The sequence below is a fragment of the Pseudomonas sp. SG-MS2 genome, assembly GCF_009933855.1.
In the GTDB taxonomy this organism is placed as follows: Bacteria; Pseudomonadota; Gammaproteobacteria; order Pseudomonadales; family Pseudomonadaceae; genus Aquipseudomonas; species Aquipseudomonas putida_E.
This window is the reverse complement of record NZ_MOMO01000258.1, coordinates 127,376-150,730: the sequence shown is the minus strand read 5'-3', so window position 1 is coordinate 150,730 and position 23,355 is coordinate 127,376. Positions and strand designations below refer to the sequence as shown.

Sequence of the window (23,355 nt, the reverse complement as noted above, 5' to 3'; positions counted from 1 at the left end):
GACCCAGTCCCAATACCGCCCCGGCCCCGACGCCAACGGCCTGTTCGGCTCGTTCGGTGGCCGCTATGTGGCCGAAACCCTGATGCCGCTGGTGCTGGATCTGGCCCGCGAATATGAAGCCGCCAAGGCCGACCCCAAGTTCCTCGAAGAACTGGCCTACTTCCAGCGCGACTACATCGGCCGCCCCAACCCGCTGTATTTCGCCGAGCGCCTGACCGAGCATTGCGGCGGCGCCAAGATTTTCTTCAAACGTGAAGAGCTCAACCACACCGGCGCGCACAAGGTGAACAACTGCATCGGCCAAGTGCTGCTGGCCAAGCGCATGGGCAAAAAACGCCTGATCGCCGAAACCGGCGCCGGCATGCACGGCGTGGCCACTGCCACCGTCGCCGCACGCTTCGGGCTGCCCTGCGTGATCTACATGGGTGCTACCGACATCGAGCGCCAGCAGGCCAACGTGTTCCGCATGAAGCTGCTGGGCGCCGAGATCGTCCCGGTTACAGCCGGCACCGGCACATTGAAAGACGCCATGAACGAAGCCCTGCGCGACTGGGTCACCAACGTCGACGACACCTTCTACCTGATCGGTACCGTGGCCGGCCCGCACCCGTATCCTGCAATGGTTCGCGATTTCCAGTCGATCATCGGCAAAGAGACCCGCGCCCAGTTGCAAGAGAAGGAAGGCCGCCTGCCCGACAGCCTGATTGCCTGTGTTGGCGGTGGCTCCAATGCCATGGGCCTGTTCCACGAATTCCTCGAAGACGAGAGCGTCAAGATCATTGGTGTGGAAGCCGGTGGCCATGGCGTGCACACCGACAAGCATGCGGCCAGCCTCAACGGTGGCGTACCCGGCGTGCTGCACGGCAACCGCACCTACCTGCTGCAGGACGGTGACGGCCAGATCACTGACGCCCACTCGATTTCGGCCGGCCTCGACTACCCGGGCATCGGCCCCGAGCATGCCTACCTGCATGAAGTGAAGCGTGTGGAGTACGTCAGCATCACCGACGATGAGGCCCTCGACGCGTTCCACGCCACCTGCCGCCTGGAAGGCATCATCCCGGCCCTGGAAACCTCGCACGCCCTGGCTGAAGCGATCAAGCGCGCGCCAAACCTGCCCAAGGACCACCTGATGGTCATCTGCCTGTCAGGCCGTGGCGACAAAGACATGCAAACCGTGATGAACCACATGGCCGCCCAGGAGAAACAGGCATGAGCCGTCTTGAACAACGCTTTGCCGAGCTGAAAGCCGAAGGCCGCTCCGCACTGGTCACCTTCGTCACTGCCGGCGACCCTGGCTACGATGCCTCGCTGCAGATCCTCAAGGGCCTGCCGGCGGCCGGTGCCGATGTGATCGAACTGGGCATGCCGTTCACCGACCCGATGGCCGATGGCGTAGCTATCCAGCTGGCCACGCTGCGTGCGCTGGAAGCAGGCCAGAACCTGGCCAAGACCCTGCAGATGGTGCGTGAATTCCGCGTCGACAACCAGGCCACACCGATCGTGCTGATGGGTTACTACAACCCGATCCACCGCTTTGGCGTAGAGAAATTCGTCGCAGAAGCCAAAGAAGCGGGTGTCGATGGCCTGATCATCGTCGACCTGCCGCCGGAGCACGATGCTGAGCTCGCTACCCCGGCCCAGGCCGCTGGCATCGACTTCATTCGCCTGACCACCCCGACCACCGACGATGTGCGCCTGCCACGGGTGCTGGAGCGCAGCTCGGGGTTCGTCTATTACGTGTCGGTGGCAGGCGTGACCGGCGCCGGCTCGGCAACCACCGAGCACGTCACCGAAGCCATCGCCCGCCTGCGTCGGCATACCGACCTGCCGATCAGCGTTGGCTTCGGCATTCGTACGCCAGAGCAGGCCGCAGCGATTGCGCGCCTGGCTGATGGCGTGGTGGTAGGTTCGGCGCTGGTCGACAAGATCGCCCAGGCCAAAGACGCCGATCAGGCTGTTGCCGATGTATTGAGCCTGTGCTCTGCGCTGGCTGAAGGCGTGCGCGGCGCTCGGCGCTGAGCCGTGTGGCTTCTTCGCGGGTTTGTCCGCGAAGAAGCCAACACATCGCTAACCGCCAAAAACCGATAATTTCAAAGGCCGCAAAGCCCCCATCCAGATCGCATGATCGCGGTGATCCGCCAGCTCATCCCCAGTCAGCGGGTGCAGAAACACCACCAACCCCTTGCGATACAACGCCAACCACGGCAATACCACCCCCAACACCTCCGGCCCGAACGCCAGCTGGCAGCTCCAGTCCGGGTGCGGCCCTACCGGCTTCTCATGCATGCGCCCCATGGTCACGGGGAACCGCCGCGCCGCCTCCTCGCACAGCTCACGCGCTTGCTCGATAGTCGATGCGTCGTAATAAACGTGGGCGTGATAGCCCTTGATCCTCTGCACGATGTCTCCTGATTGCGGTCAAACCATCACCCACCCGCAAAGGGAGTGATGCAGTGAAAAATGCCGAAACCCCAGTGTTCAAGCTGGTGCTGTTCGGGGCTCAAAGCAGCCTGGGCAGTGCCCTGATGGTCGAGTTGCTGTCACGTCAGCACGAGGTCACTGCCGTGGTCGATGACCTCAACCGCCATGCGCCGCGCCCGGGCCTGCATTTCAAGCTAGGCGGGCTGGGTGATGCCGACCAGGCGGAGCAGGGCGCAGCAGGGGGCTCGGCGGTGATTGCCCTGTTGTCGGCGCTGGCGCCGGGTGACCTTGCAGCGCAAGGGCAGATGAGCGAAGCGTTGGTGGCCGGGCTTTCTCGCACGACTATACGCCGGGTGCTGCTGGTGGGCGATTTCGATGTGCTGGATGCGCCGGGCAAGTACACCGAAGCAGAACGTGAGTGCGTGGACCAGGTTGTGGATGCGCTGCAACGCAGCCCATTGCACTGGACGTTGATCAATGCGCCACAGGCACTCATGGACCTGGAGCGAATGGCGGCGGGGATGGCCGATATGCTCGAGCTGGATCTGCATCGGGGCGAGCATCTGAACTTCGTGACGTAGAGCCCCGGGGCCTACAGGTACTGCGCAAGCTCAAGTCCTGCATGGACCTGTAGGAGCTGGCTTGCCAGCGATGGGCTGCGCAGCAGCCCCAATCACTGACTCCGCTCATCTTCAAGCCAACCCACAAACCGCTCGATCAGCGCCCCACGCCGCTTGCGCGGCGGCAACACCACGTAATACCCCCGCGTCGAGCGCAGGCTCCCCTCCAGCGGCCGGCACAGCAACCCTTGCTCGACCAGCCCATCGACCAGATGCCGCCAGCCGATCGCCACCCCTTGCCCGGCAATTGCCGCCTGAACCAACAGCGTGTAGTTATCGAACCGTAGCTGCCCGGGCGGCGGCGGGCTTTCCACGCCAAAGCCACGAAACAGCCCCGCCCAGTCGAACCAGCGGCTGGCTTGCTCGCCGCGCAGATGAAGCAGTGGCAAACGTTGCAAAGCCACGGCTGACAAGGGTTTGCCACGAGTCAGCCGAGGGCTGCAGACCGGGAATACTTCCTCATCGAACAGCCAACGGCTCTCGCCCTGGTGGAACCGCCCATCCCCAAACAACACCGCCACATCGATATCCGGCCGCAGCATCCCCTGGCTGCGCTCACCGGTCACCAGGCTAACGTCCACCTGTGGATAAGCCTCGTGAAACCGCTGCAACCGCGGCATCAGCCAGAACGCTGCGAAGGCAAAGTCGGTGGCGACCTGCAGCACCTCGCGCTGGCTGCGCCCGCTGGCCAGGGCAATGCCGTCATCCATGGCCTGCAGGCCTTGATGAACCTGCTCGAACAATACCTGCCCGGCATCGGTCAGCGCGATGCCGCGGTAGATACGGTCAAACAGGCGCGTGTTCAACCGAGCCTCCAGCCGTTTGATCTGCTGGCTTACCGCCGGCTGGGTAGTGCCCAACTCCAGGGCCGCAGCCGTGAAACCACGCAAGCGGGCAGCGGCCTCGAAAACGCGCAGTGCGTCGAGCGACAAGTCGGTCAGGTGATCAAACATAAGCTTAACTAATCCCAGACATTGCCCGCCATGGGCTTTACCCATGTTACTTGCAGTCGCATCTTGATAGGCAAGCTATTCGCATAACCTTCAACGATGGAAGCCAATCATGACGCGCCCGAATATCCTGTTCATCATGGCCGACCAGATGGCCGCGCCGCTCTTGCCGATATATGGCCCTTCACCGATTCAGATGCCCCACCTGAGCCGCCTGGCCGATCAGGCGGTGGTGTTCGACTCGGCCTACTGCAACAGCCCGCTGTGCGCACCCTCGCGCTTTACCCTGGTAAGCGGCCAATTGCCCAGCCGTATTGGCGCCTACGACAACGCCGCCGACTTTCCGGCCGATATCCCGACCTACGCCCACTACCTGCGCCGGCTCGGCTACCGCACCGCGCTGTCGGGCAAGATGCATTTCTGCGGCCCGGACCAGTTGCACGGCTACGAAGAACGCTTGACCAGCGACATCTACCCCGCCGACTACGGCTGGGCAGTGAACTGGGATGCCCCGGACGAGCGCGCAAGCTGGTATCACAACATGTCATCGGTCTTGCAGGCCGGCCCTTGCGTACGTACCAACCAGCTGGATTTCGACGAAGAAGTGGTATTCAAGGCCCGTCAGTACCTTTACGACCATGTCCGCGAGAACGATGGTCGGCCGTTCTGCCTCACCGTGTCCATGACCCACCCCCACGACCCGTACACCATCCCCAAGCGCTACTGGGATCGCTACGAGGGTGTGGATATCCCCATGCCCCGCGCCGAATTCGGCCAGCACGAACTCGACCCGCACTCACAGCGCCTGCTCAAGGTGTACGACCTGTGGAACAAGCCCCTGCCTGTGGACAAGATCCGCGATGCACGCCGTGCCTACTTCGGTGCCTGCAGCTACATCGACGACAACATCGGCCAGCTGTTGCAGACCCTGGAGGAGTGCAACCTGGCCGACGACACCCTGGTCATTTTCTCTGGCGATCACGGCGACATGCTTGGCGAGCGCGGGCTCTGGTACAAGATGCACTGGTTCGAGATGTCGGCGCGGGTGCCGCTGCTGGTCCACGCGCCCAAGCGCTTCGCCCCGGCCCGGGTCAGTGCCTCGGTATCGACCTGCGACCTGCTGCCGACGCTGGTCGAGCTTGCCGGCGGTACTGTGGATAAAAGTTTGCATCTGGACGGCCAATCGCTGCTCGGCCACCTGCAAGGGCAGGGTGGCCACGACCAAGTGATCGGCGAGTACATGGCCGAGGGTACCGTCGGGCCAATGATGATGATCCGCCGCGGCCCATACAAGTTCGTGTACAGCGAAGACGACCCGTGTTTACTCTATGACCTGAGCCGCGACCCGCACGAGCGGGAGAACCTCACCGGCAGCCCGGACCATCAGGTGCTGCTGCAGGCATTTGTCGACGAAGCACGCCAGCGCTGGGATATCCCCAGCCTGCGCCAGCAGGTACTGGCCAGCCAGCGGCGCCGCCGCTTGGTGGCCGAAGCGCTGGCCATCGGCAAACTGAAAAGCTGGGACCACCAACCGCTGGTGGACGCCAGCCAACAGTACATGCGCAACCACATCGATCTCGACGACCTCGAGCGCAAGGCACGTTATCCACAGCCCGCACCCCTGGATTGAGAAGAGAAGCCGCCATGCAGAAGTTCTCCACCATCGTGTTCGCCCTGGCCCTGAGCCTGGGCACCGCCACGGCCCACGCCGAAGACGCGCAATGCAGCACCGTAAGGATGGCCGACCCCGGCTGGAGCGACATCGCCACCACCAACGCCATCGCCCGCTTGCTTCTGGAGAGCCTGGGCTACCAGGTGAAGATCGACAGCCTGGCGGTGCCGATCATCTACGGCGGCCTCAAGGACGGTAAGGTCGATGCCTTCCTGGGTAACTGGATGCCGGCGCATCAGGGTTTTCATGACAAGTTCGTTGCCAATGGCGATGTGCAGCAGCTGTCGCGCAACCTTGAAGGCACCGAGTTCACCCTGGCGGTGCCCGATTACGTGTGGGATGCCGGCGTGAAAAGCTTCGCCGACCTGCAACAGCATGCCGATCAGTTCGACAAGAAGCTGTACGGAATCGGCTCAGGCGCGCCCGCCAACCTGTCGCTGAAGGAAATCATCGACAAGAATGAATTCGACCTCGGCCAATGGAAGCTGGTCGAGTCGAGCGAACAGGCAATGCTGGCGCAGGTCGACCGCGCTGTGAAGAAGAAGCAGTTCATCACCTTCCTGGGCTGGACCCCGCACCCGATGAACGTGAAACTGAACATGCATTACCTGACGGGCGGGGAGAAGTGGTTTGGCAGCAAGGGTGAGGTCTATACCCTGACGCGCAAAGGTTATCCACAAGCCTGCCCTAACCCCGCAAAATTGTTGGGTAACCTGACATTCACCCTGGACATGGAAAACAGCATCATGGCGGAGGTTGTGGATAAAAAGATCAGTTTCGATGAAGCGGCCAAGGCGTGGGTCAAGGCGCATCCAGATCTGCTTCAAAAATGGCTTGATGGAGTGACCACCACTTCTGGCGGCGATGCCAAAGAGGCTGTCAACGCCAAACTCTGATTGGTTTATCTGTTAGGTTGCTGGGGCCGCGTTGCGGCCCATTCGCGACGCAAGGCCGCTCCTACACGCAGGGTACGATTTGGCGTAGGAGCGGCCTTGTGTCGCGAAACGAGGGCAAAGCCCTCGCCTGCGCTCTTGAATCAGGAACTGCCCATGCCCCGCTTAAACCACCTGCTGCCCTTCTTGACCTGGCTGCCCCGTCAATCGGGCCGCAGCCTGCGCGAGGACCTGCTGGTCGGCCTGAGCGGTGCCATCCTTGCCCTGCCGCAATCGATCGCCTACGCCCTGATCGCCGGCCTGCCTGCCGAATACGGTCTTTATGCGGCCATCGTGCCGGTACTGGTCGCCTGCCTGTGGGGCTCGTCCTGGTACCTGATTTGCGGGCCGACCGCCGCCATCTCCATCGTCCTTTACGCCAGCATCAGCCCCTTGGCGGTGGCCGGTAGTGCCGATTACGTGACCCTCGTGCTGCTGCTGACCTTCCTCGCTGGCATCTTCCAGTTGCTGCTCGGGCTGCTGCGCTTCGGCGCACTGGTCAACTTCGTTTCCCATTCGGTGGTGCTTGGCTTCACCCTGGGCGCCGCCATCGTCATTGCCCTGGGCCAGTTACCCAACCTGCTGGGTATGGATTTGCCGAGCCAGGCCACGGCGTTTAAAACAGTACAAGACCTGGCAAGCCATGCTGGTGAGGTCGACTTGCCGTCCCTGATACTGGGCTTGGGCACCGTCCTTGTCGGTGTGGCCTTCAAAATTTGGCGGCCACGCTGGCCGAGCCTGTTGATAAGCCTCATCGTAATCAGCCTGGTGGCCTGGTCGCTGCCTGGTTTCTTTGGCCATGTACCGCGGGTGCCAGCGTTCACCGGCCAGCTACCCCCACTCAGCCCACTGCCGTTACTGGATGTGGAGCTGATGCTGCGCCTGCTGCCCAGTGCCGTAGCGGTGGGTATGCTGGGCCTGGTAACCAGCCTGTCGATTGCCCGTTCGCTGTCGGCACGCTCCGAACAGCTGATCGACGCCGACCAGGAAATCCGCGCCCAAGGTATGTCGAACATCGTCGGTTCATTCTTTTCAGGCTACCTGTCTTCTGGCTCCTTCACCCGCTCTGGGCTCAGCTACGACGCTGGCGCCCGTTCGCCCATGGCCGGGGTGTTCTCGGCGCTTTGGGTGGCGCTGTTCGCCGTCACCGGTGCAGGGTTGATCGCACACCTGCCGATACCGGCCATGGCCGGCAGTATCCTGCTGATCTGCTGGGGCCTGGTGGACCACCGGGGCATCCGTGCGCTGTTCAGGGTCAGCCGGTCGGAGTTCCTGGTTATGGCCCTGACCGCTGCTGCAACCTTGCTGCTGGAGCTGCAGACAGCGATTTATGCCGGTGTGCTGGCTTCGCTGTTCTTCTACCTCAAGCGCACTTCACGGCCACGCGTGCAGCAGAGCCGCGAAGGCCAGGCCGACGTGCTGCGGGTGGGCGGGTCGATCTTCTTCGGTGCGGCGCACTACCTGCAGGTGCGCCTGCAGCGTTGCCAGGGCCCGCATGTGGTGATCGATGCACGCCAGGTGAATTTCATCGATTACTCGGGTGTGGACATGTTGCACCGCGAGGCACGGCGGTTGCGCCGGGCCGGAGGGAGCCTGACCTTGCTTCGGGCAAGACCGCAGGTGGTCGAGGAATTGCAGAAGCTGGAAGGGGTGGAGCTTTGCCCCATCCAATTTGCGGAGTGATCGTCGGGGCTGCTTGCCAAGGCCTGAGGCCGGCGCTGTACCTGTAGGGGCTGGCTTGCCGGCGATGGGCCGCAAAGCGGCCCCATAAATCTCAGCCCCGAGCGAGCTGCCGGCGTAACTCAGCCAGCACCGGCGCCGTTTCCGGACGTACCCCACGCCAGATGAAGAACGCCTCCGCCGCCTGCTCTGCCAACATGCCCAGCCCATCCAGCACCTTGGCCGCCCCCAGCTTGCTGGCCCACTGGCAGAATGGCGTCGGCTCCTTGCCATACATCATGTCGTAGCACACGGTGCGCCCGGCCTCGACCAGGCTGTCGGCAATCGGCGGCAGCTCGCCGGACAGGCTCGCCGACGTGGCGTTGATGATCACGTCCACCGGCTCGTGCAGCCAGGCGAAACCGCTGGCCATCACCGGCCCCATCTCATCGAACTCGCGTGCCAGCTGCTCGGCCTTTTCCAGTGTGCGGTTGGCAATTACCAAGGACTGAGGGTCATGCGCCAGGATCGGCTCCAGCACGCCGCGCACTGCGCCCCCGGCGCCAAGGATCAGAATACGTTTGCCAGTCAGTTCAACCCCGGCATTCACTGTAAGGTCGCGCACAAGGCCCGCGCCATCAGTGTTATCGCCCCGCAGCGAGCCATCGGCCAGCTTGCTCAAGGTGTTCACCGCCCCGGCCCGTTGGGCGCGCGGGGTGAGGCTGTCACACAGGCGGTAGGCCTCTTCCTTGAATGGCACGGTCACGTTGGCGCCACTGCCTTGCTTGAAAAAGCCCCGGGCGCAGTCGCTGAACTCGTCAAGCGGCGCCAGCAGGGTGGCGTACTCCAGGTCCTGGCCGGTCTGTTCGGCAAACAGGCGGTGAATCAACGGCGACTTGCTGTGGCCGATTGGGTTACCAAATACGACGTACTGGTCCATGAGGGCTCCTCGGTTATCCACAAGCTTACTGTGCAAGCCAATCGCGGTCTTGCAGGAAGTACTCGGTCAGGCGCGCTTCTTCGCTGCCAGGTACGGCCTTCCAGTCGTAGCCCCAGCGCACTTGCGGCGGCAGCGACATCAGGATCGACTCGGTACGGCCACCGGACTGCAGGCCGAAGAGGGTGCCACGGTCATACACCAGGTTGAACTCCACATAGCGCCCGCGGCGGTACTCCTGGAACTCGCGCTGCTCAGCGGTATAGGGCGTGTCCTTGCGGCGCTGGACGATCGGCAGGTAGGCGTCGACGTAGGCATCGCCGATGGCGCGGATGAAGGCGAAGCAGGTATCGAAGCCCCACTCGTTCAAGTCATCGAAGAACAGCCCGCCGATACCGCGCGGCTCGCCACGGTGCTTGATGTGGAAGTAACGGTCGCACCAGGCCTTGTAGCGCGGGTACACGTCGGCGCCGAACGGCGCGCAGGCCTGCTCGGCCACACGGTGCCAGTGGATGCAGTCTTCCTCGTTGCCGTAGTAGGGGGTCAGGTCGAAGCCGCCGCCAAACCACCACACAGCCTCTTCACCTTCTTTTTCGGCGATGAAGAAACGCACGTTGGCGTGGGAAGTCGGCACGTGCGGGTTATGCGGGTGGATCACCAGCGACACGCCCAAGGCCTCGAAGCCACGGCCTGCCAGCTCGGGGCGGTGGGCGCTGGCCGACGGAGGCAGGCCGCTACCGAACACGTGGGAGAAGTTGACGCCGCCTTTCTCGATCAGCTTGCCGTCGCCGATCACCCGCGTGCGGCCCCCGCCACCGGCTTCGCGCACCCAGGCATCCTCGACGAAGCGGGCGCCCCCGTCCTCGGTTTCGAGGGCAGAGCAGATGCGGTCTTGCAGGTCGAGCAGGTAGGCTTTCACGGCCTCGGTGCGGCTAGTCATCGGGTCACCAGGAACGGGCAGGGAAGAATTCGCCGCGTAGCATACCACCGGCAGCTGGCGCGCCGCAGTTGACGGCGATCAAGCAAAGGCGTCCGATAGAAGGCCTTTCCCGATCCCGACAACAGGAGTGCGAGATGGCCAAGCGTATCCAGTTCAGCCAGCATGGCGGCCCGGAAGTATTGCAGCTGGTGGAGTTCGACCCGGCACCGCCCGGGGCGCAGCAGGTTCGAGTGCGTAACCATGCGATCGGCTTGAACTTCATCGACACCTATTTCCGCAGCGGGCTGTATGCCCCGCCTGCGCTGCCTTCAGGCCTGGGCACCGAGGGTGCCGGGGTAGTCGAGGCGGTAGGTGAGGGCGTCACCCGCCTGAAAGTGGGCGACCGCGTGGCCTATGGCGGCGGCCCGCTGGGCGCCTACAGCGAGGTGCACACCTTGCCGGAGGCCAACCTGGTCAAGCTGCCCGACAACATCAGTTTCGAGCAGGCGGCGGCGGTGATGCTCAAGGGCCTGACCGTGCAGTACCTGCTCAAGCAGACCTACGCCGTGCAGCCGGGCGATGTGATCCTGTTCCACGCCGCCGCCGGGGGCGTCGGCTCGCTCGCGTGCCAATGGGCCAAGGCGCTGGGGGCCAAGCTGATCGGTACCGTCAGTTCGGCCGAGAAAGCAGAGCGGGCCAAGGCACTGGGCGCCTGGGAGACCATCGACTACAGCCACGAGGATGTGGCCAAGCGGGTGCTGGAGCTGACCGATGGCAAAAAGTGCCCGGTGGTGTATGACGGCGTGGGTGCCGACACCTGGCTGACCTCGCTGGACTGCCTGCAACCGCGCGGCTTGATGGTGAGCTTTGGCAATGCGTCGGGCGCCGTGAGCGGGGTGAACCTGGGGATCCTGGCGCAGAAAGGGTCGCTGTATGTCACACGGCCGACCTTGGCCAGTTATGCCAACAATGCCGAGAACACCCAGGCCATGGCGGATGACCTGTTTGCGGTGATCGCAAGTGGCAAGGTGGTTGTGGATATCCAGCAGCGGTATCCGTTGAGCGAGGCGGCCAAGGCGCAGAGCGAACTGTCGGCGCGGCGGACGGTGGGTTCGACTGTTTTGTTGCCTTGAGTGCCTGGCTTGGCGCTTTTAGAGCCTTTGAGATAGAGCGCCGTGTGGACGGCGCTCGTTCTACGCAACAATGCAAAAACCAAGGCGAGCACCTGCAAGCCTCACAACTACCTCTGCTGCGCAGGCGCTGACTCGATACCTTCAAGCATCGCCTCTACCAACCCCTCCGCCATCTCGATCGCATGCAGGTTCGACCAGTACATGCCGCGGCCTTCTTCGCGCAGGTAATCGAGCGTCTTGTAGCCAGTCTCGTAGGCACACCGCAGGTAGAGGGCTACGTGGACCAAGGCGTCGGCGGCGGAAATGTTGGGGTTTACGCTGAACAGCGCTGAATGGCCGGCGTCGCAGCGGCCGAAGGGGCGGGTGGAAGTGCAGGGAAGTGGTGGATCTGGGACGAGTTTCTTGACCATGGAAAATGCTCCTCAATGCCGCTACCAATCACTACCACGTGAATTGGGTGGCGACTGTCCGCGAGGTGGTAGACCCGGGCATTTTCCAATCCAGGCAGGCTCGAAAGCCTCCCGCGTACAGCCGCCATAGACTGTCATGGAAATGATGCATCCGGGCTACCACACCCGATCGCCAAGTTGTTCGGCGACGGTCTGAAGCCTAGAGACAGGACTTCCCACTGAGAAGGTGATGGTATTCGATGCGGGTTGTAGGAGTTTTCCTAAACTGATGTGCTGGCAGCATTCAGGGCCGCTTTGCGGCCCATTCGCCGGCAAGCCGGCTTACACGCAACCCCTGTGGGAGCCGGCTTGCCGGCGATTCGAGGGCGCAGCCCTCGCCAGCGTCAACCCGGGCGAACGATCTCGCCCGTGGCCAGGTTACGAATCACACTCGGATTCTTCCGCCCACCCAGGGCCCCACCCAGCACCATGTCCAGGTCACCATGGAAATACTGCTCCACTCGCAACCGGCTCTTCGCCGCCGGGCGCCCGCCTGGGTTGCAAGAAGTGGAAATCAACGGCCCGACCAGCGCGCACAACTCGCGCACCTGCGGGTGATCACTGACCCGCAGCGCCACGGTGTCATGCTGCCCCGTCACCCACTCCGGCAACAGGTCCTGGTGCGGCACCAGCCAGGTATTGGGCCCAGGCCAGGTGCTGCCCATGCGGTCGATCCAGTCCTCTGGAAAATCCTCGAACAGGAAGTCGAACTGGCGGATGTTGTCGGCGACCAGGATCAGCCCTTTATCCACAGGCCGCGACTTGAGCGCCAGCAAGCGATACACCGCGTCCTCGTTCCATGGGTCGCAGCCCAGGCCCCAGACCGCTTCAGTCGGGTAGGCGATCACCGCACCGGCCCGAATCTCACGCGCGGCTTGTTGCACACGCCAACTGCTCACCATTTGTGTCTCTCCGCATTTAAGCCATGCGCGCAGTTTACTTAGCCAGCGCGGGCAAACCAACGCCCGGCTTCATTGGTCACCCGGCCCTCGAGCTCCAGCTCGGTCAATTGCGCCAGTACTTGCGCCAAGGGCAGCTCGCTACAAGCAGCCAGTGCCTCGCTGGTCTGCGGTGCAGCATGCAGCAAGGCAAGCAATGGATGGGACGGTTTATCCACAACTGCCGGCGGCAGGTTCTGCCAACCCTGCAAGCTTTCCAGTATCTGCCCCACGCTTTCAACCAGCAGTGCGCCGTCGCGAATCAACTGGTGGCAGCCTTTGGCACCGGGGTGGTGGATCGAGCCGGGAACGGCGTAAACCTCACGGCCTTGCTCGGCGGCCAGGCGGGCTGTGATCAAAGAACCGCTGGCCAGGCTCGCCTCAACCACCAGCACGCCGAGTGACAGGCCACTGATGATGCGATTGCGTCGCGGAAAGTTACCCGGCAGCGGCCCGGCATCGAGCGGGTACTCGGAAACCAGCGTGCTACCGCTGTCGATCATCGCTTTGGCCAGGTCACGGTGGCGCTGTGGATAAAGTTTTTGCAGCCCAGTGCCTAACACACCGATCGTGCCTCCCCCGGCCTGCAATGCGGCCCGATGAGCGGCACCGTCGATTCCCAAAGCAAGCCCACTGGTGATGGTGAACCCGGCCTGCGAGAGGTAACGGGAAAATGCCTTGGCGGTATCGAGCGCCGGGGGTGAAGCACGCCTGCTGCCCACTATTGCCAGCTGTGGCCGTTCGAGCAAAGCCGGGTCGCCTGCGACGAAAAGCAGCGGCGGGGCATCATCGATTTCGCCCAGCAGCGCGGGGTAGCCAGGGCTGTCCCACATCAGCAAATGCTGGCCCGGACGCTCTATCCAGGCCATTGCAGCCAGCGCCCCGTCGCGTACTTCGGCACTGCGCCGGGCGTCGATGGTGGCCTGCGCAATGCCCAGCGCACGCCAGGCACCCGCCGGTGCACTGAGCGCTGAAGACGCACTGCCAAAGGCTTGCAGCAAGGTGTGAAAACGACGCAATCCCGTCTCGGGCAGGCGGTGTAGACGTAACCGCGCTTCCAGTTCGGCAGGCGGGCAAAGCGACGAATGGTGGAACGGCATAGAGATCATCCTTGATCGAAACAGGGCCATTTACGTGGCACAACCTGTGGATAAGTTTGTGGGTAACACTTTGAAAAGCTGTCCATTAAATGGACGCTATCAAGCCCATAAACACCCTAGACGAGCTTGCCAGGTGCCGAAATCGTCGATTCCCTTTATTATGTATGCTCAGTTTTCAACCGAACGCACAGTGATTGCCTGACCCTATGGCCATTTTGAACATTCTCGAATTCCCAGACCCGCGCCTGCGCACCATCGCCAAACCGGTGACGGAGTTCGACGACGCCCTGCGCCAGCTGATCGACGACATGTTTGAAACCATGTACGAAGCGCCTGGCATCGGCCTGGCTGCCACCCAGGTCAACGTCCACAAACAGATTGTGGTCATGGACCTGAGCGAAGACCGCAGCGAGCCGCGGGTCTTCATCAACCCGTCGGTCGAAGAGCTGACCCACGACATGGGCCAGTACCAGGAAGGCTGCCTGTCGGTGCCGGGCTTCTACGAGAACGTCGACCGTCCGCTGCGTGTGCGCGTCAAGGCGCAGGACCGTGACGGCAAGCCTTTCGAGCTCGAAGCCGAAGGCCTGCTGGCGGTATGCGTGCAGCACGAGTTCGATCACCTCAACGGCAAGCTGTTCGTCGACTACCTGTCGCAGCTCAAGCGCGACCGGATCAAGAAGAAGCTGGAAAAGCAGCACCGCCAGCAAGCCTGATCCCACCTTCCAGAAGGCTTGCTCCGGCAAGCCTTTTTCTTTTTTGAAGCGAGACCTCCATGCGCATCGTCTTTGCAGGCACTCCAGAGTTTGCCGCCGAACACCTCAAGGCCCTGCTCGACAGCCCCTACGAGATCGTGGCCGTCTACACCCAGCCCGACCGCCCGGCCGGCCGTGGCCAGAAGCTGATGCCAAGCGCGGTCAAAGCGCTGGCGGTGGCCCATGACATCCCGGTGTTCCAGCCGCCAACCCTGCGCAATGAAGATGCCCAGGCGGAACTCGCCGCGCTCAAGCCGGACCTGATGGTAGTGGTCGCCTATGGCCTGATCTTGCCCCAGGTGGTGCTGGACATCCCACGCCTGGGCTGCATCAACAGCCACGCCTCCCTGCTGCCACGCTGGCGCGGCGCGGCGCCGATCCAGCGCGCCGTGGAAGCCGGCGACGCCGAGAGCGGCGTGACCGTGATGCGCATGGAAGCAGGCCTGGACACTGGCCCGATGCTGCTCAAGGTCGTCACACCAATCAGTGCCGAAGACACCGGCGGCAGCCTGCACGATCGCCTCGCCGCAATGGGCCCGCCAGCCGTGGTGCAAGCCATCGCCGGCCTGGCCGATGGCAGCCTGCAAGGCGAGGTGCAGGACGACGCCCTGGCCACGTATGCGCACAAGCTGAACAAAGACGAGGCACGCATCGACTGGAGCCGCCCGGCTGTGGAGCTTGAGCGCCTGATCCGCGCCTTCAACCCTTGGCCGGTGTGCCACAGCACTCTGGATGGCGAAAGCGTGAAGGTGCTGGCCGCCAGATTGTCCACAGGTGAAGGCGCCCCTGGCGAGATCCTGTCAGCCAGCAAAGACGGCCTCGTGGTCGCCTGCGGTGACCAGGCCTTGAGCCTTACCCGCCTGCAATTGCCTGGCGGCAAGGCCCTGGCCTTCAGCGACCTGTTCAATAGCCGCCGCGAGAAGTTCGCCACCGGCAAGGTGCTTGGCCAATGAACCCACGCCTCGCCGCCGCCCGTGCCTTGGCCGCTGTGCTCAGTGGCAAGGCCTCGCTGAACAGCTCGCTGCCGGCGCAACTGGACAAGGTCGAGGACCGCGACCGCGGCCTGACCCAGGACCTGGCGTTCGGTACCGCCCGCTGGCAGCCACGCCTGGACCTGCTCGCAGCCCAGTTGCTGCAGAAGCCGTTCAAGGCCGCTGATGCCGATGTGCAGGCACTGCTGCTGGTAGGCCTGTACCAGTTGTTCTACACGCGCATCCCGGCCCACGCCGCCATCGGCGAGACGGTCGGTTGCGCCGACAAACTGAAAAAACCGTGGGCCAAGGGCCTGCTCAACGCCGTGCTGCGCCGCGCCCAACGTGAAGGCGAGGCGCTGCTCGCCGGCATGGAACGCGACCCTGTTGTACGCACCGCCCACCCACGCTGGCTGCAGAAAGCCCTCAAGGCGTTCTGGCCCGAGCAGTGGGAAGCCATTTGCGCGGCCAACAACGCTCACCCACCAATGATCCTGCGGGTCAACCGCCGCCACCACAGCCGCGATGCCTACCTTGCCCTGCTGACCGAAACCGGCGTTGACGCCAGCGCCTGCCAGTTCAGCCGCGACGGCATTGTGCTGACTGAGGCCTGCGACGTGCGCAGCCTGCCGGGCTTTGCCGAGGGCTGGGTGAGCGTTCAGGACGAAGCCGCGCAGCTGTCGGCCGACCTGCTTGAACTGGCCCCCGGCCAGCGCGTGCTCGATGCCTGCTGCGCCCCAGGCGGCAAGACGTGCCACCTGCTCGAGGCAGAAGCGGGCCTTGCGCACCTGGTGGCCATCGACCTGGAAGCCAAGCGCCTGACCCGGGTGCGCGAGAACCTCGACCGCCTGCAACTGGACGCCGAACTGATCGCCTGCGACGCCCGTGACACCGCCAGCTGGTGGGACGGCAAGCCGTTCCAGCGCATCCTGCTCGACGCGCCGTGCTCGGCTACCGGCGTCATTCGCCGCCACCCGGACATCAAGCTGACCCGCCAGGCTGACGACATTCCGGCGCTGGCCGCGCTGCAGGGCGAGTTGCTCGATGCCCTGTGGCCGACCCTGGAAGTCGGCGGCATGCTGCTGTACGCCACTTGCTCCAGCCTGCCGACCGAGAATACCGAAGTGATCGAGGCCTTCCTTGCCCGCACGCCGGGCGCCCGTGAGCTGGACCTGGCCACAGAAGCTGGTATCCGCCAGCCCCATGGCCGCCAGCTGCTGGCCCAGGAAGGCGGCCATGACGGTTTCTACTATGCCAAGCTGATCAAGATCGCCGCCTCGCGCGGTTAAGAAAAAAGGTTAGGGAGTAGCGGATGAAGATCATCATCCTTGGCGCAGGCCAGGTAGGCGGTACGCTGGCAGAGCATCTGGCCAGCGAAGCCAACGACATCACTGTGGTCGATACCGACGGCGACCGCCTGCGTGACCTGGGCGACCGCCTGGATATCCGCACCGTCCAAGGCCGCGGCTCGCTGCCGACGGTCCTGCGCCAGGCCGGTGCCGATGACGCTGACATGCTGGTGGCGGTAACCAACAGCGACGAAACCAACATGGTCGCCTGCCAGGTCGCCTATTCGCTGTTCCACACGCCCACCAAGATTGCCCGGGTGCGTGAATCGGCCTACCTCACCCGCGAGGAGCTGTTCGACAACGACCACATCCCGGTGGACGTGCTGATCAGCCCCGAACAGGTGGTGACCAACTACATCAAGCGGCTCATAGAACACCCAGGTTCGCTGCAGGTGATCGACTTTGCCGAGGGCAAGGCGCAACTGGTGGCGGTCAAGGCCTATTACGGCGGCCCATTGGTGGGCCAGCAGCTGCGCCAGATCCGCGCGCACATGCCCAACGTCGATACCCGCGTGGCCGCGATCTTCCGCCGTGACCGGCCGATCACCCCGCGGGGCGACACCGTGATCGAGGCCGATGACGAGGTGTTCTTCATCGCCGCGAAGAAAGACATCCGCGCCGTGATGGGCGAGCTACGCCGCATCGACGAGACCAACAAGCGTGTGGTCATCGCCGGGGGCGGGCAAATCGGCGAACGCCTGGCCGAGGCCATCGAAAGCCGCTACCAGGTGAAGATCATCGAGATGAGCGCGGCCCGTTGCCGGCACCTCTCCGACACCCTGGAAAGCACCGTGGTGCTGCAGGGCAGCGCCTCGGACAAGGACCTGATGCTCGAAGAGAACATTGCCGATGCCGACATCTTCCTGGCCCTGACCAATGATGACGAGGCGAACATCATGTCGTCACTGCTGGCCAAGCGCCTGGGCGCGGGCAAGGTAATGACGATCATCAACAACCCGGCCTACGTAGACCTCGTGCAAGGCGGCGAAATCGATATCGCCATCAGCCCCCAGCTGGCTACCATCGGTACCTTGCTGGCGCATGTGCGCCGTGGCGATATCGTCAGCGTGCACTCCCTGCGCCGCGGTGCGGCAGAGGCCATCGAGGCGGTGGCCCATGGCGACTCGAAATCGAGCAAGGTGATCGGCAAGGCCATCGAAGATATCGCCCTGCCGCCGGGCACCACCATTGGCGCGATCATCCGCGACGAGCAGGTGCTGATCGCCCACGACGACACAGTGATCGAGTCGGGTGACCACGTGATCCTGTTCGTTGTGGATAAAAAACACATTCGCGACGTGGAGAAGCTGTTCCACGTCGGCTTGAGTTTCTTCTAGGGGAGGCGGGCATGCGCGAATCGCTGGAGAAAATGCTGGCCAAGGGTGTGGATAACCCGCTGCTGCGGTTCGGCCTGGGCAAGGCCTGGCTGGACGAGGGCAACGGCGCCGAAGCGGCAGTGCACCTGGCCAGTTGCGTGGCACAGGACCCCAAGTATTCGGCAGCGTGGAAGCTGCTCGGCAAGGCGTATCAACTGCAGGGCGACCTGACGGCGGCGCGCAAGGCCTGGGAAGACGGGATCGTGGCGGCGCAGGCCCATGGGGACAAGCAGGCCGAGAAAGAGATGGCGGTGTTTCTCAAGAAGCTGAATAAAGCCTGAAATGCCGGGGCTGCTTTGCAGCCCATCGCCGGCAAGCCGGCTCCCACAAGTACAGTGCAGACCTCAAGAACTGCGCGTTCCCTGTGGGAGCCGGCTTGCCGGCGATAGGGCCGGTAAATCCGATGCAAGACTCAAAGGAAAGCCCCGCAAAGGTAATCCTGGCTAGAAAGTTCGCACGAGCGGCATTCGCCCTGATGAAAAATCAGGACGAATAGGTCACCAAAGGCGCGAAAATGGCTTGCTGATAACCATAGAATCTCCCACTGGGTTTGCGCTGAGCTTGAGAGCAGCGGGGTAGCTGTGGGGAAAGGGGCGCAAGGCGCCCCAAAATCTCAGTACCAGCGCGCCTCGCCAGGCGGGCGCTTCTTGAAGCGCTTCATGCTCCACATGTACTGGCTCGGGTATTCGCGCACATAACGCTCGACCACCTTGCTCATGGCCGCCGCCGACACGTTCACATCCGTGCTGTACATTTCTTCTGGCGCAGCTTCGAGAAACACCTTGAAGCCCGAGCCATCCGGCAAGCGCAGGGCATGCAGGAACACCCCCACCGCCTTGCCACCGGCCAGCATGTTCGGCACGAACTTGCTGGTCAGCGCCTGGGTGCCCAGGAACGGCACGAATACACCGGCCGATTCCGCCGGCTCCGGGTCGGCGGGAATCCCCACCTGCCCACCGCGGCGCACTTCCTTGATCACGCTGAGGATGCCTTCCTTGGTCGAAGGCGCCACACGGTTGCCCATCTGCACCCGCTGCTCACGCAGCAGGTCATCCACAGCCTTGAGCTTCGGCGGGCGGTAGAAGATGATCGGTTTGCACTGGTTGCAGTAGAAGTGGTTGAGCACTTCCCAATTACCCAGGTGGCTGGTGATGCCGACCACACCCTTGCCTGAGGCCAGGGCCTGTTCCAGCACTTCCAGGCCGTGCACTTCCTTGACCAGCTCAAGCGAACGCTGTGGCGGCCAGATCCAGGCACAGGCACTTTCGACAAAGGATTTGCCAATGTCTCTCAGCGCACGGCCGACCAGCTGCTCGCGCTCGACCGGGTCCATCTCAGGGAAGCACTTGGCAAGGTTGATGCGCACGACATTGCGCGAACCGTTGGGGACTTTCCACATCAGCCAGCCGATCCCGGCGCCGACGCGCTGTACCGCGCCCCAGGGCAGCTTGGCAAACAGACGCAGCACCCCGACCATCAGAGCGCCCTTGAACTTTTCCACAGGCCAATTCCTTATTTCAGCAAGGCGCGCATTGTAACCCCTCAGCGCAGCAAGGCGGCGTAACGATCACAATCGGTGGTGTGGTCCATGACCATGCCGGTAGCCTGCATGAAGGCGTAGCAGATGGTCGGGCCAACGAATGTAAAGCCGGCTTTCTGCAACGCCTTGCTCATCGCCTTGGCCTCGTCGGTGACCGCCGGCACTTCGCTTCGGGCACTGAAATGGTTGATCTTCGGCTCGCCGCCGACAAACGACCAGAGCCACTCGGCCGGGTTATCCACAGCCAGCCAGGCCTGGGCATTGCGCCGGACAGCCTTGAGCTTGAGGCGGTTGCGGATGATGCCGGCATCGAGCATCAGCTCTTCGATGCGCTCATCGCTCATCTGCGAAAGCTTCACCGGGTCGAAGCCATGCAGCACCTCGCGATAGCGCTCGCGTTTACGCAAGACGGTGATCCATGACAGGCCGGCCTGGAACCCTTCGAGCAAAAGCATCTCGAACAGCAACGCCGGATCACGCTGCGGTGTTCCCCATTCCTGGTCGTGATAGGCCTGGTACAACGGATCGTCGGTACACCAAAAGCAGCGTGGCATAAGGCTCCAATGAGTAGAGGGCGAGGCGAATCAGGTTATACTCCCGCTCTTTACATCCGCATCCCCAGATACAGGTGAATTTCGTGAGCCAGCCTACGCCAGCCGTGCGTACCTTCCAAGACCTGATCCTCGCCCTGCAGAACTACTGGGCAGCTCAAGGTTGTGTGGTGCTTCAGCCCTACGATATGGAAGTAGGCGCCGGCACTTTCCATACCGCTACATTCCTGCGCGCCGTCGGCCCGGAAACCTGGAACGCCGCCTACGTGCAGCCCAGCCGTCGCCCTGCCGACGGGCGGTATGGCGAAAACCCCAACCGCCTGCAGCACTACTACCAGTTCCAGGTGGTGCTCAAGCCCAACCCGGCCAACTTCCAGGAGCTGTACCTCGGCTCGCTGAAAGCCATCGGCCTGGATCCGCTGGTCCACGATATCCGCTTCGTCGAAGACAACTGGGAATCGCCGACCCTGGGCGCTTGGGGCCTGGGTTGGGAAATCTGGCTCAACGGCATGGAAGTGACCCAGTTCACCTACTTCCAGCAAGTAGGCGGCATCGAGTGCTACCCGGTCACCGGTGAAATCACCTACGGCCTGGAGCGCCTGGCCATGTACATCCAGGGTGTCGACTCGGTGTACGACCTGGTCTGGGCCGACGGCCCGTTCGGCAAGGTCACCTACGGCGATGTGTTCCACCAGAACGAAGTGGAACAGTCGACCTACAACTTCGAGCACGCCAACGTCGAGAAACTGTTCGAGCTGTTCGACTTCTACGAAAGCGAAGCCAACCGCCTGATCAAGCTGGACCTGCCGCTGCCGACCTATGAAATGGTGCTCAAGGCCTCGCACACCTTCAACCTGCTCGACGCCCGTCGCGCCATCTCGGTGACCGAGCGCCAGCGTTACATCCTGCGTGTGCGTACCCTGGCCCGGGACGTGGCGCAAAGCTATCTGCAAGCCCGTGCACGCCTGGGCTTCCCGATGGCTACCCCTGAACTGCGTGACGAAGTGTTGGCGAAGCTGGAGGCTGCACAATGAGTGCTCAAGATTTCCTGGTAGAACTGGGCACCGAAGAGCTGCCACCCAAAGCCCTGGCCACCCTTGGTGACGCCTTCCTGGCCGGCATCGAAAAAGGCCTGCAGGCCGCCGGCCTGAACTACACCGGCAAACAGGTGTACGCCGCGCCGCGTCGTCTGGCCGTGCTGATTCGCCAGCTGGATGTACAGCAGCCTGACCGCAGCATCAATATCGACGGCCCGCCCCTGCAGGCTGCCTTCAAGGACGGCGAGCCGACCCAGGCTGCCTTGGGCTTTGCCAAGAAGTGCGGGGTAGAGCTGTCGGAAATCGACCAGAGCGGCGCCAAGCTGCGCTTCTCCCAGCATATCCCGGGCAAGGCCACCGCCAGCCTGCTGCCGACCATCGTCGAAGATTCGCTCAACGACCTGCCGATCCCCAAGCGCATGCGCTGGGCCGCCAGCCGTGAAGAGTTCGTGCGCCCGACCCAGTGGCTGGTGATGCTGCTGGGCGATCAGGTCGTCGACTGCACCATCCTGTCGCAGCAGGCCGGCCGTGAATCCCGTGGGCACCGCTTCCACCATCCGCAGAACGTGGTCATCACCACCCCGGCCAACTACGTCGAAGACCTGCGCAAAGCCTACGTGCTGGCCGACTTCGCCGAACGCCGCGAGCTGATTGCCAAGCGCACCACCGAACTGGCCATGCAGCAGGAAGGCACTGCCATCGTGCCGCCAGCGCTGCTGGATGAGGTGACTGCGCTGGTCGAGTGGCCGGTACCGCTGGTGTGCTCGTTCGAGGAGCGTTTCCTCGAGGTGCCGCAGGAAGCCTTGATCACCACCATGCAGGACAACCAGAAGTACTTCTGCCTGCTGGACAGCGAAGGCAAGCTGCTGCCGCGCTTCATCACCGTGGCCAACGTCGAAAGCCGTGACCCCAAGCAGATCGTCTCGGGTAACGAGAAGGTCGTGCGCCCGCGCCTGACCGACGCCGAGTTCTTCTTCAAGCAGGACAAGAAGCAGCCGCTCGAAACCTTCAACGAACGCCTGAAGAACGTAGTCTTCCAGGCGCAGTTGGGCACCGTCTACGACAAGGCCGAGCGCGTATCCCGGCTTGCCGCGTACATTGCCCCGCTGATCGGCGGCGACGCCCAGCGCGCCGGCCGTGCCGGGCTGCTGTCCAAGTGCGACCTGGCCACCGAAATGGTCGGCGAATTCCCAGAGATGCAGGGCGTTGCCGGTTACTACTACGCGCTCAACGACGGCGAACCGCAAGACGTGGCCCTGGCGCTGAACGAGCAGTACATGCCGCGCGGTGCTGGCGCCGAGCTGCCACAGACCCTGACCGGTGCTGCGGTAGCCATCGCCGACAAGCTCGACACCTTGGTCGGTATCTTCGGCATCGGCATGCTGCCCACCGGCAGCAAAGACCCGTATGCCTTGCGCCGGGCCGCCTTGGGCGTGCTGCGTATCCTGATCGAGAAGCAACTGGACCTGGACCTGACCCCTGCGGTGGAGTTCGCGGTCAAGCAGTTCGGCGCCAAGGTCAAGGCCGCAGGCCTGGCCGAGCAGGTGCTGGAGTTCATCTTCGACCGCCTGCGTGCACGTTATGAAGACGAAGGCATCGACGTTGCCACCTACCTGTCGGTACGTGCCCTGAAGCCGGGTTCGGCCCTGGACTTCGACCAGCGTGTGCAGGCCGTGCAGGCCTTCCGCAAGCTGCCGGAAGCCGAGGCGCTGGCCGCAGTGAACAAGCGTGTGTCGAACCTGCTGAGCAAAGCTGAAGGCGCCATTGCCGAACAGGTCGAGCCGAAGTACTTCGACAACGCCAACGAGTTCTCGCTGTATTCGGCCATCCAGCAGGCCGACCAGGCTGTGCAACCGATGGCTGCCGCACGTCAGTACAGCGAATCGCTGGCCCGCCTGGCGGCCCTGCGTGACCCGGTCGACGCCTTCTTCGAGGCGGTGATGGTCAACGCCGAGGATGCCAAGGTCCGCGCCAACCGTTATGCCCTGCTCAGCCGCCTGCGCGGCCTGTTCCTGGGCGTTGCTGACATTTCGCTGCTGGGGTAAG

23 protein-coding genes are annotated in these 23,355 nt (G+C 63.3%); 14 read left to right on the top strand and 9 right to left on the bottom strand.

What is annotated here, in order from left to right:
- On the top strand, positions 1–1,216 hold a 1,216-nt coding region (gene trpB / locus BLX42_RS24940), incomplete at its 5' end, for a tryptophan synthase subunit beta (protein ID WP_256672100.1).
- Positions 1,213–2,022: a tryptophan synthase subunit alpha gene (trpA, locus tag BLX42_RS24935; RefSeq protein ID WP_115273221.1), complete on the top strand. Its 810-nt coding sequence runs from the start codon at positions 1,213–1,215 to the stop codon at positions 2,020–2,022. The genes trpB and trpA, both read left to right, overlap by 4 nt.
- 48 nt (positions 2,023–2,070) lie before the next feature.
- Here the strand turns inward: trpA and BLX42_RS24930 are convergent, their stop codons facing one another.
- Complete coding sequence (locus BLX42_RS24930) at positions 2,071–2,403, bottom strand: DOPA 4,5-dioxygenase family protein (protein ID WP_161872864.1); 333 nt, start codon at positions 2,401–2,403, stop codon at positions 2,071–2,073.
- 53 nt (positions 2,404–2,456) lie between these two features.
- Between BLX42_RS24930 and BLX42_RS24925 the strand changes: the two genes are divergently transcribed.
- A complete protein-coding gene (locus BLX42_RS24925; RefSeq protein WP_046786812.1) occupies positions 2,457–3,005 on the top strand; it encodes an NAD(P)H-binding protein in 549 nt (182 codons plus the stop codon).
- 92 nt (positions 3,006–3,097) lie between these two features.
- Here the strand turns inward: BLX42_RS24925 and BLX42_RS24920 are convergent, their stop codons facing one another.
- Positions 3,098–3,997 carry a LysR family transcriptional regulator gene (locus BLX42_RS24920; protein WP_125924436.1) on the bottom strand — a complete coding sequence of 300 codons (900 nt, stop codon included), beginning with the start codon at positions 3,995–3,997 and terminating at the stop codon, positions 3,098–3,100.
- 106 nt (positions 3,998–4,103) lie between these two features.
- Here BLX42_RS24920 and betC point away from each other — a divergent pair, with 106 nt between their 5' ends.
- From betC to BLX42_RS24905, 3 genes are all read left to right on the top strand, one after another.
- Positions 4,104–5,624: a choline-sulfatase gene (gene betC, locus BLX42_RS24915; protein ID WP_177010157.1), complete on the top strand. Its 1,521-nt coding sequence runs from the start codon at positions 4,104–4,106 to the stop codon at positions 5,622–5,624.
- Positions 5,625–5,638: 14 nt separating this feature from the next.
- On the top strand, positions 5,639–6,562 hold the full coding sequence (gene choX / locus BLX42_RS24910) for a choline ABC transporter substrate-binding protein (protein WP_046786809.1): 924 nt from the start codon (positions 5,639–5,641) through the stop codon (positions 6,560–6,562).
- A gap of 153 nt (positions 6,563–6,715) precedes the next feature.
- Positions 6,716–8,281 carry a SulP family inorganic anion transporter gene (locus tag BLX42_RS24905; RefSeq protein ID WP_161872862.1) on the top strand — a complete coding sequence of 522 codons (1,566 nt, stop codon included), beginning with the start codon at positions 6,716–6,718 and terminating at the stop codon, positions 8,279–8,281.
- A 91-nt stretch (positions 8,282–8,372) separates the two neighbouring features.
- On the opposite strand, the gene aroE is transcribed toward BLX42_RS24905, so the two are convergent.
- Together aroE and hemF are read right to left on the bottom strand one after the other, a co-directional pair.
- Positions 8,373–9,197 carry a shikimate dehydrogenase gene (gene aroE / locus BLX42_RS24900; protein ID WP_046786807.1) on the bottom strand — a complete coding sequence of 275 codons (825 nt, stop codon included), beginning with the start codon at positions 9,195–9,197 and terminating at the stop codon, positions 8,373–8,375.
- A gap of 25 nt (positions 9,198–9,222) precedes the next feature.
- On the bottom strand, positions 9,223–10,134 hold the full coding sequence (gene hemF, locus BLX42_RS24895) for an oxygen-dependent coproporphyrinogen oxidase (RefSeq protein ID WP_046786806.1): 912 nt from the start codon (positions 10,132–10,134) through the stop codon (positions 9,223–9,225).
- Positions 10,135–10,268: 134 nt separating this feature from the next.
- Here hemF and BLX42_RS24890 point away from each other — a divergent pair, with 134 nt between their 5' ends.
- A complete protein-coding gene (locus tag BLX42_RS24890) occupies positions 10,269–11,246 on the top strand; it encodes an NADPH:quinone reductase (protein WP_161872861.1) in 978 nt (325 codons plus the stop codon).
- Positions 11,247–11,353: 107 nt separating this feature from the next.
- On the opposite strand, the gene BLX42_RS24885 is transcribed toward BLX42_RS24890, so the two are convergent.
- From BLX42_RS24885 to dprA, 3 genes are all read right to left on the bottom strand, one after another.
- Positions 11,354–11,656 (bottom strand): hypothetical protein, encoded by a 303-nt coding sequence (locus tag BLX42_RS24885; RefSeq protein ID WP_046786804.1) that lies wholly within the window; start codon positions 11,654–11,656, stop codon positions 11,354–11,356.
- Between the two features lie 383 nt (positions 11,657–12,039).
- Positions 12,040–12,597 carry an L-threonylcarbamoyladenylate synthase gene (locus BLX42_RS24880; protein ID WP_012312041.1) on the bottom strand — a complete coding sequence of 186 codons (558 nt, stop codon included), beginning with the start codon at positions 12,595–12,597 and terminating at the stop codon, positions 12,040–12,042.
- A 38-nt stretch (positions 12,598–12,635) separates the two neighbouring features.
- Positions 12,636–13,733 carry a DNA-processing protein DprA gene (gene dprA / locus BLX42_RS24875; protein WP_161872860.1) on the bottom strand — a complete coding sequence of 366 codons (1,098 nt, stop codon included), beginning with the start codon at positions 13,731–13,733 and terminating at the stop codon, positions 12,636–12,638.
- A gap of 206 nt (positions 13,734–13,939) precedes the next feature.
- On the opposite strand from dprA, the gene def reads away from it, so the two are divergent.
- Genes def through BLX42_RS24850 form a run of 5 tightly spaced genes read left to right on the top strand, consistent with a single transcriptional unit; the run spans position 13,940 to position 18,462 of the window.
- Positions 13,940–14,446, top strand: coding sequence for a peptide deformylase (def, locus tag BLX42_RS24870; RefSeq protein ID WP_012312039.1), 507 nt, complete (start codon positions 13,940–13,942; stop codon positions 14,444–14,446).
- A 59-nt stretch (positions 14,447–14,505) separates the two neighbouring features.
- On the top strand, positions 14,506–15,438 hold the full coding sequence (fmt, locus tag BLX42_RS24865; RefSeq protein WP_039603240.1) for a methionyl-tRNA formyltransferase: 933 nt from the start codon (positions 14,506–14,508) through the stop codon (positions 15,436–15,438).
- Positions 15,435–16,745 (top strand): 16S rRNA (cytosine(967)-C(5))-methyltransferase RsmB, encoded by a 1,311-nt coding sequence (gene rsmB / locus BLX42_RS24860; protein ID WP_161872859.1) that lies wholly within the window; start codon positions 15,435–15,437, stop codon positions 16,743–16,745. Before fmt ends, rsmB begins: the two co-directional genes overlap by 4 nt.
- Before the next feature lie 23 nt (positions 16,746–16,768).
- The gene (gene trkA, locus BLX42_RS24855; RefSeq protein WP_012312036.1) at positions 16,769–18,142 is read left to right on the top strand and encodes a Trk system potassium transporter TrkA; all 1,374 of its coding nucleotides are present in this window, start codon (positions 16,769–16,771) and stop codon (positions 18,140–18,142) included.
- 11 nt (positions 18,143–18,153) lie between these two features.
- Positions 18,154–18,462, top strand: a complete 309-nt coding sequence (locus BLX42_RS24850; protein WP_046786802.1) for a tetratricopeptide repeat protein — start codon at positions 18,154–18,156, stop codon at positions 18,460–18,462.
- A gap of 332 nt (positions 18,463–18,794) precedes the next feature.
- Here the strand turns inward: BLX42_RS24850 and BLX42_RS24845 are convergent, their stop codons facing one another.
- Together BLX42_RS24845 and BLX42_RS24840 are read right to left on the bottom strand one after the other, a co-directional pair.
- Positions 18,795–19,682, bottom strand: coding sequence for a lysophospholipid acyltransferase (locus BLX42_RS24845; protein WP_012312034.1), 888 nt, complete (start codon positions 19,680–19,682; stop codon positions 18,795–18,797).
- A 41-nt stretch (positions 19,683–19,723) separates the two neighbouring features.
- Entirely contained in the window at positions 19,724–20,275 is a 552-nt protein-coding gene (locus tag BLX42_RS24840) for a DNA-3-methyladenine glycosylase I (RefSeq protein ID WP_012312033.1), read from the bottom strand.
- Between the two features lie 83 nt (positions 20,276–20,358).
- Between BLX42_RS24840 and glyQ the strand changes: the two genes are divergently transcribed.
- On the top strand, positions 20,359–21,306 hold the full coding sequence (gene glyQ / locus BLX42_RS24835; RefSeq protein WP_012312032.1) for a glycine--tRNA ligase subunit alpha: 948 nt from the start codon (positions 20,359–20,361) through the stop codon (positions 21,304–21,306).
- Positions 21,303–23,354 carry a glycine--tRNA ligase subunit beta gene (gene glyS, locus BLX42_RS24830; protein ID WP_012312031.1) on the top strand — a complete coding sequence of 684 codons (2,052 nt, stop codon included), beginning with the start codon at positions 21,303–21,305 and terminating at the stop codon, positions 23,352–23,354. Before glyQ ends, glyS begins: the two co-directional genes overlap by 4 nt.
- Position 23,355 lies beyond the last annotated feature (1 nt).

What these genes read in the sequence shown, in the direction of transcription:
- trpA (WP_115273221.1), top strand. Translation starts at nt 1,213, where the DNA reads ATGAGCCGTCTTGAACAACGCTTTGCCGAGCTGAAAGCCGAAGGCCGC.
- BLX42_RS24920 (WP_125924436.1), bottom strand. Translation starts at nt 3,997, where the DNA reads ATGTTTGATCACCTGACCGACTTGTCGCTCGACGCACTGCGCGTTTTC.
- choX (WP_046786809.1), top strand. Translation starts at nt 5,639, where the DNA reads ATGCAGAAGTTCTCCACCATCGTGTTCGCCCTGGCCCTGAGCCTGGGC.
- BLX42_RS24905 (WP_161872862.1), top strand. Translation starts at nt 6,716, where the DNA reads ATGCCCCGCTTAAACCACCTGCTGCCCTTCTTGACCTGGCTGCCCCGT.
- aroE (WP_046786807.1), bottom strand. Translation starts at nt 9,197, where the DNA reads ATGGACCAGTACGTCGTATTTGGTAACCCAATCGGCCACAGCAAGTCG.
- hemF (WP_046786806.1), bottom strand. Translation starts at nt 10,134, where the DNA reads ATGACTAGCCGCACCGAGGCCGTGAAAGCCTACCTGCTCGACCTGCAA.
- BLX42_RS24890 (WP_161872861.1), top strand. Translation starts at nt 10,269, where the DNA reads ATGGCCAAGCGTATCCAGTTCAGCCAGCATGGCGGCCCGGAAGTATTG.
- BLX42_RS24885 (WP_046786804.1), bottom strand. Translation starts at nt 11,656, where the DNA reads ATGGTCAAGAAACTCGTCCCAGATCCACCACTTCCCTGCACTTCCACC.
- BLX42_RS24880 (WP_012312041.1), bottom strand. Translation starts at nt 12,597, where the DNA reads ATGGTGAGCAGTTGGCGTGTGCAACAAGCCGCGCGTGAGATTCGGGCC.
- dprA (WP_161872860.1), bottom strand. Translation starts at nt 13,733, where the DNA reads ATGCCGTTCCACCATTCGTCGCTTTGCCCGCCTGCCGAACTGGAAGCG.
- def (WP_012312039.1), top strand. Translation starts at nt 13,940, where the DNA reads ATGGCCATTTTGAACATTCTCGAATTCCCAGACCCGCGCCTGCGCACC.
- fmt (WP_039603240.1), top strand. Translation starts at nt 14,506, where the DNA reads ATGCGCATCGTCTTTGCAGGCACTCCAGAGTTTGCCGCCGAACACCTC.
- rsmB (WP_161872859.1), top strand. Translation starts at nt 15,435, where the DNA reads ATGAACCCACGCCTCGCCGCCGCCCGTGCCTTGGCCGCTGTGCTCAGT.
- trkA (WP_012312036.1), top strand. Translation starts at nt 16,769, where the DNA reads ATGAAGATCATCATCCTTGGCGCAGGCCAGGTAGGCGGTACGCTGGCA.
- BLX42_RS24850 (WP_046786802.1), top strand. Translation starts at nt 18,154, where the DNA reads ATGCGCGAATCGCTGGAGAAAATGCTGGCCAAGGGTGTGGATAACCCG.
- BLX42_RS24840 (WP_012312033.1), bottom strand. Translation starts at nt 20,275, where the DNA reads ATGCCACGCTGCTTTTGGTGTACCGACGATCCGTTGTACCAGGCCTAT.
- glyS (WP_012312031.1), top strand. Translation starts at nt 21,303, where the DNA reads ATGAGTGCTCAAGATTTCCTGGTAGAACTGGGCACCGAAGAGCTGCCA.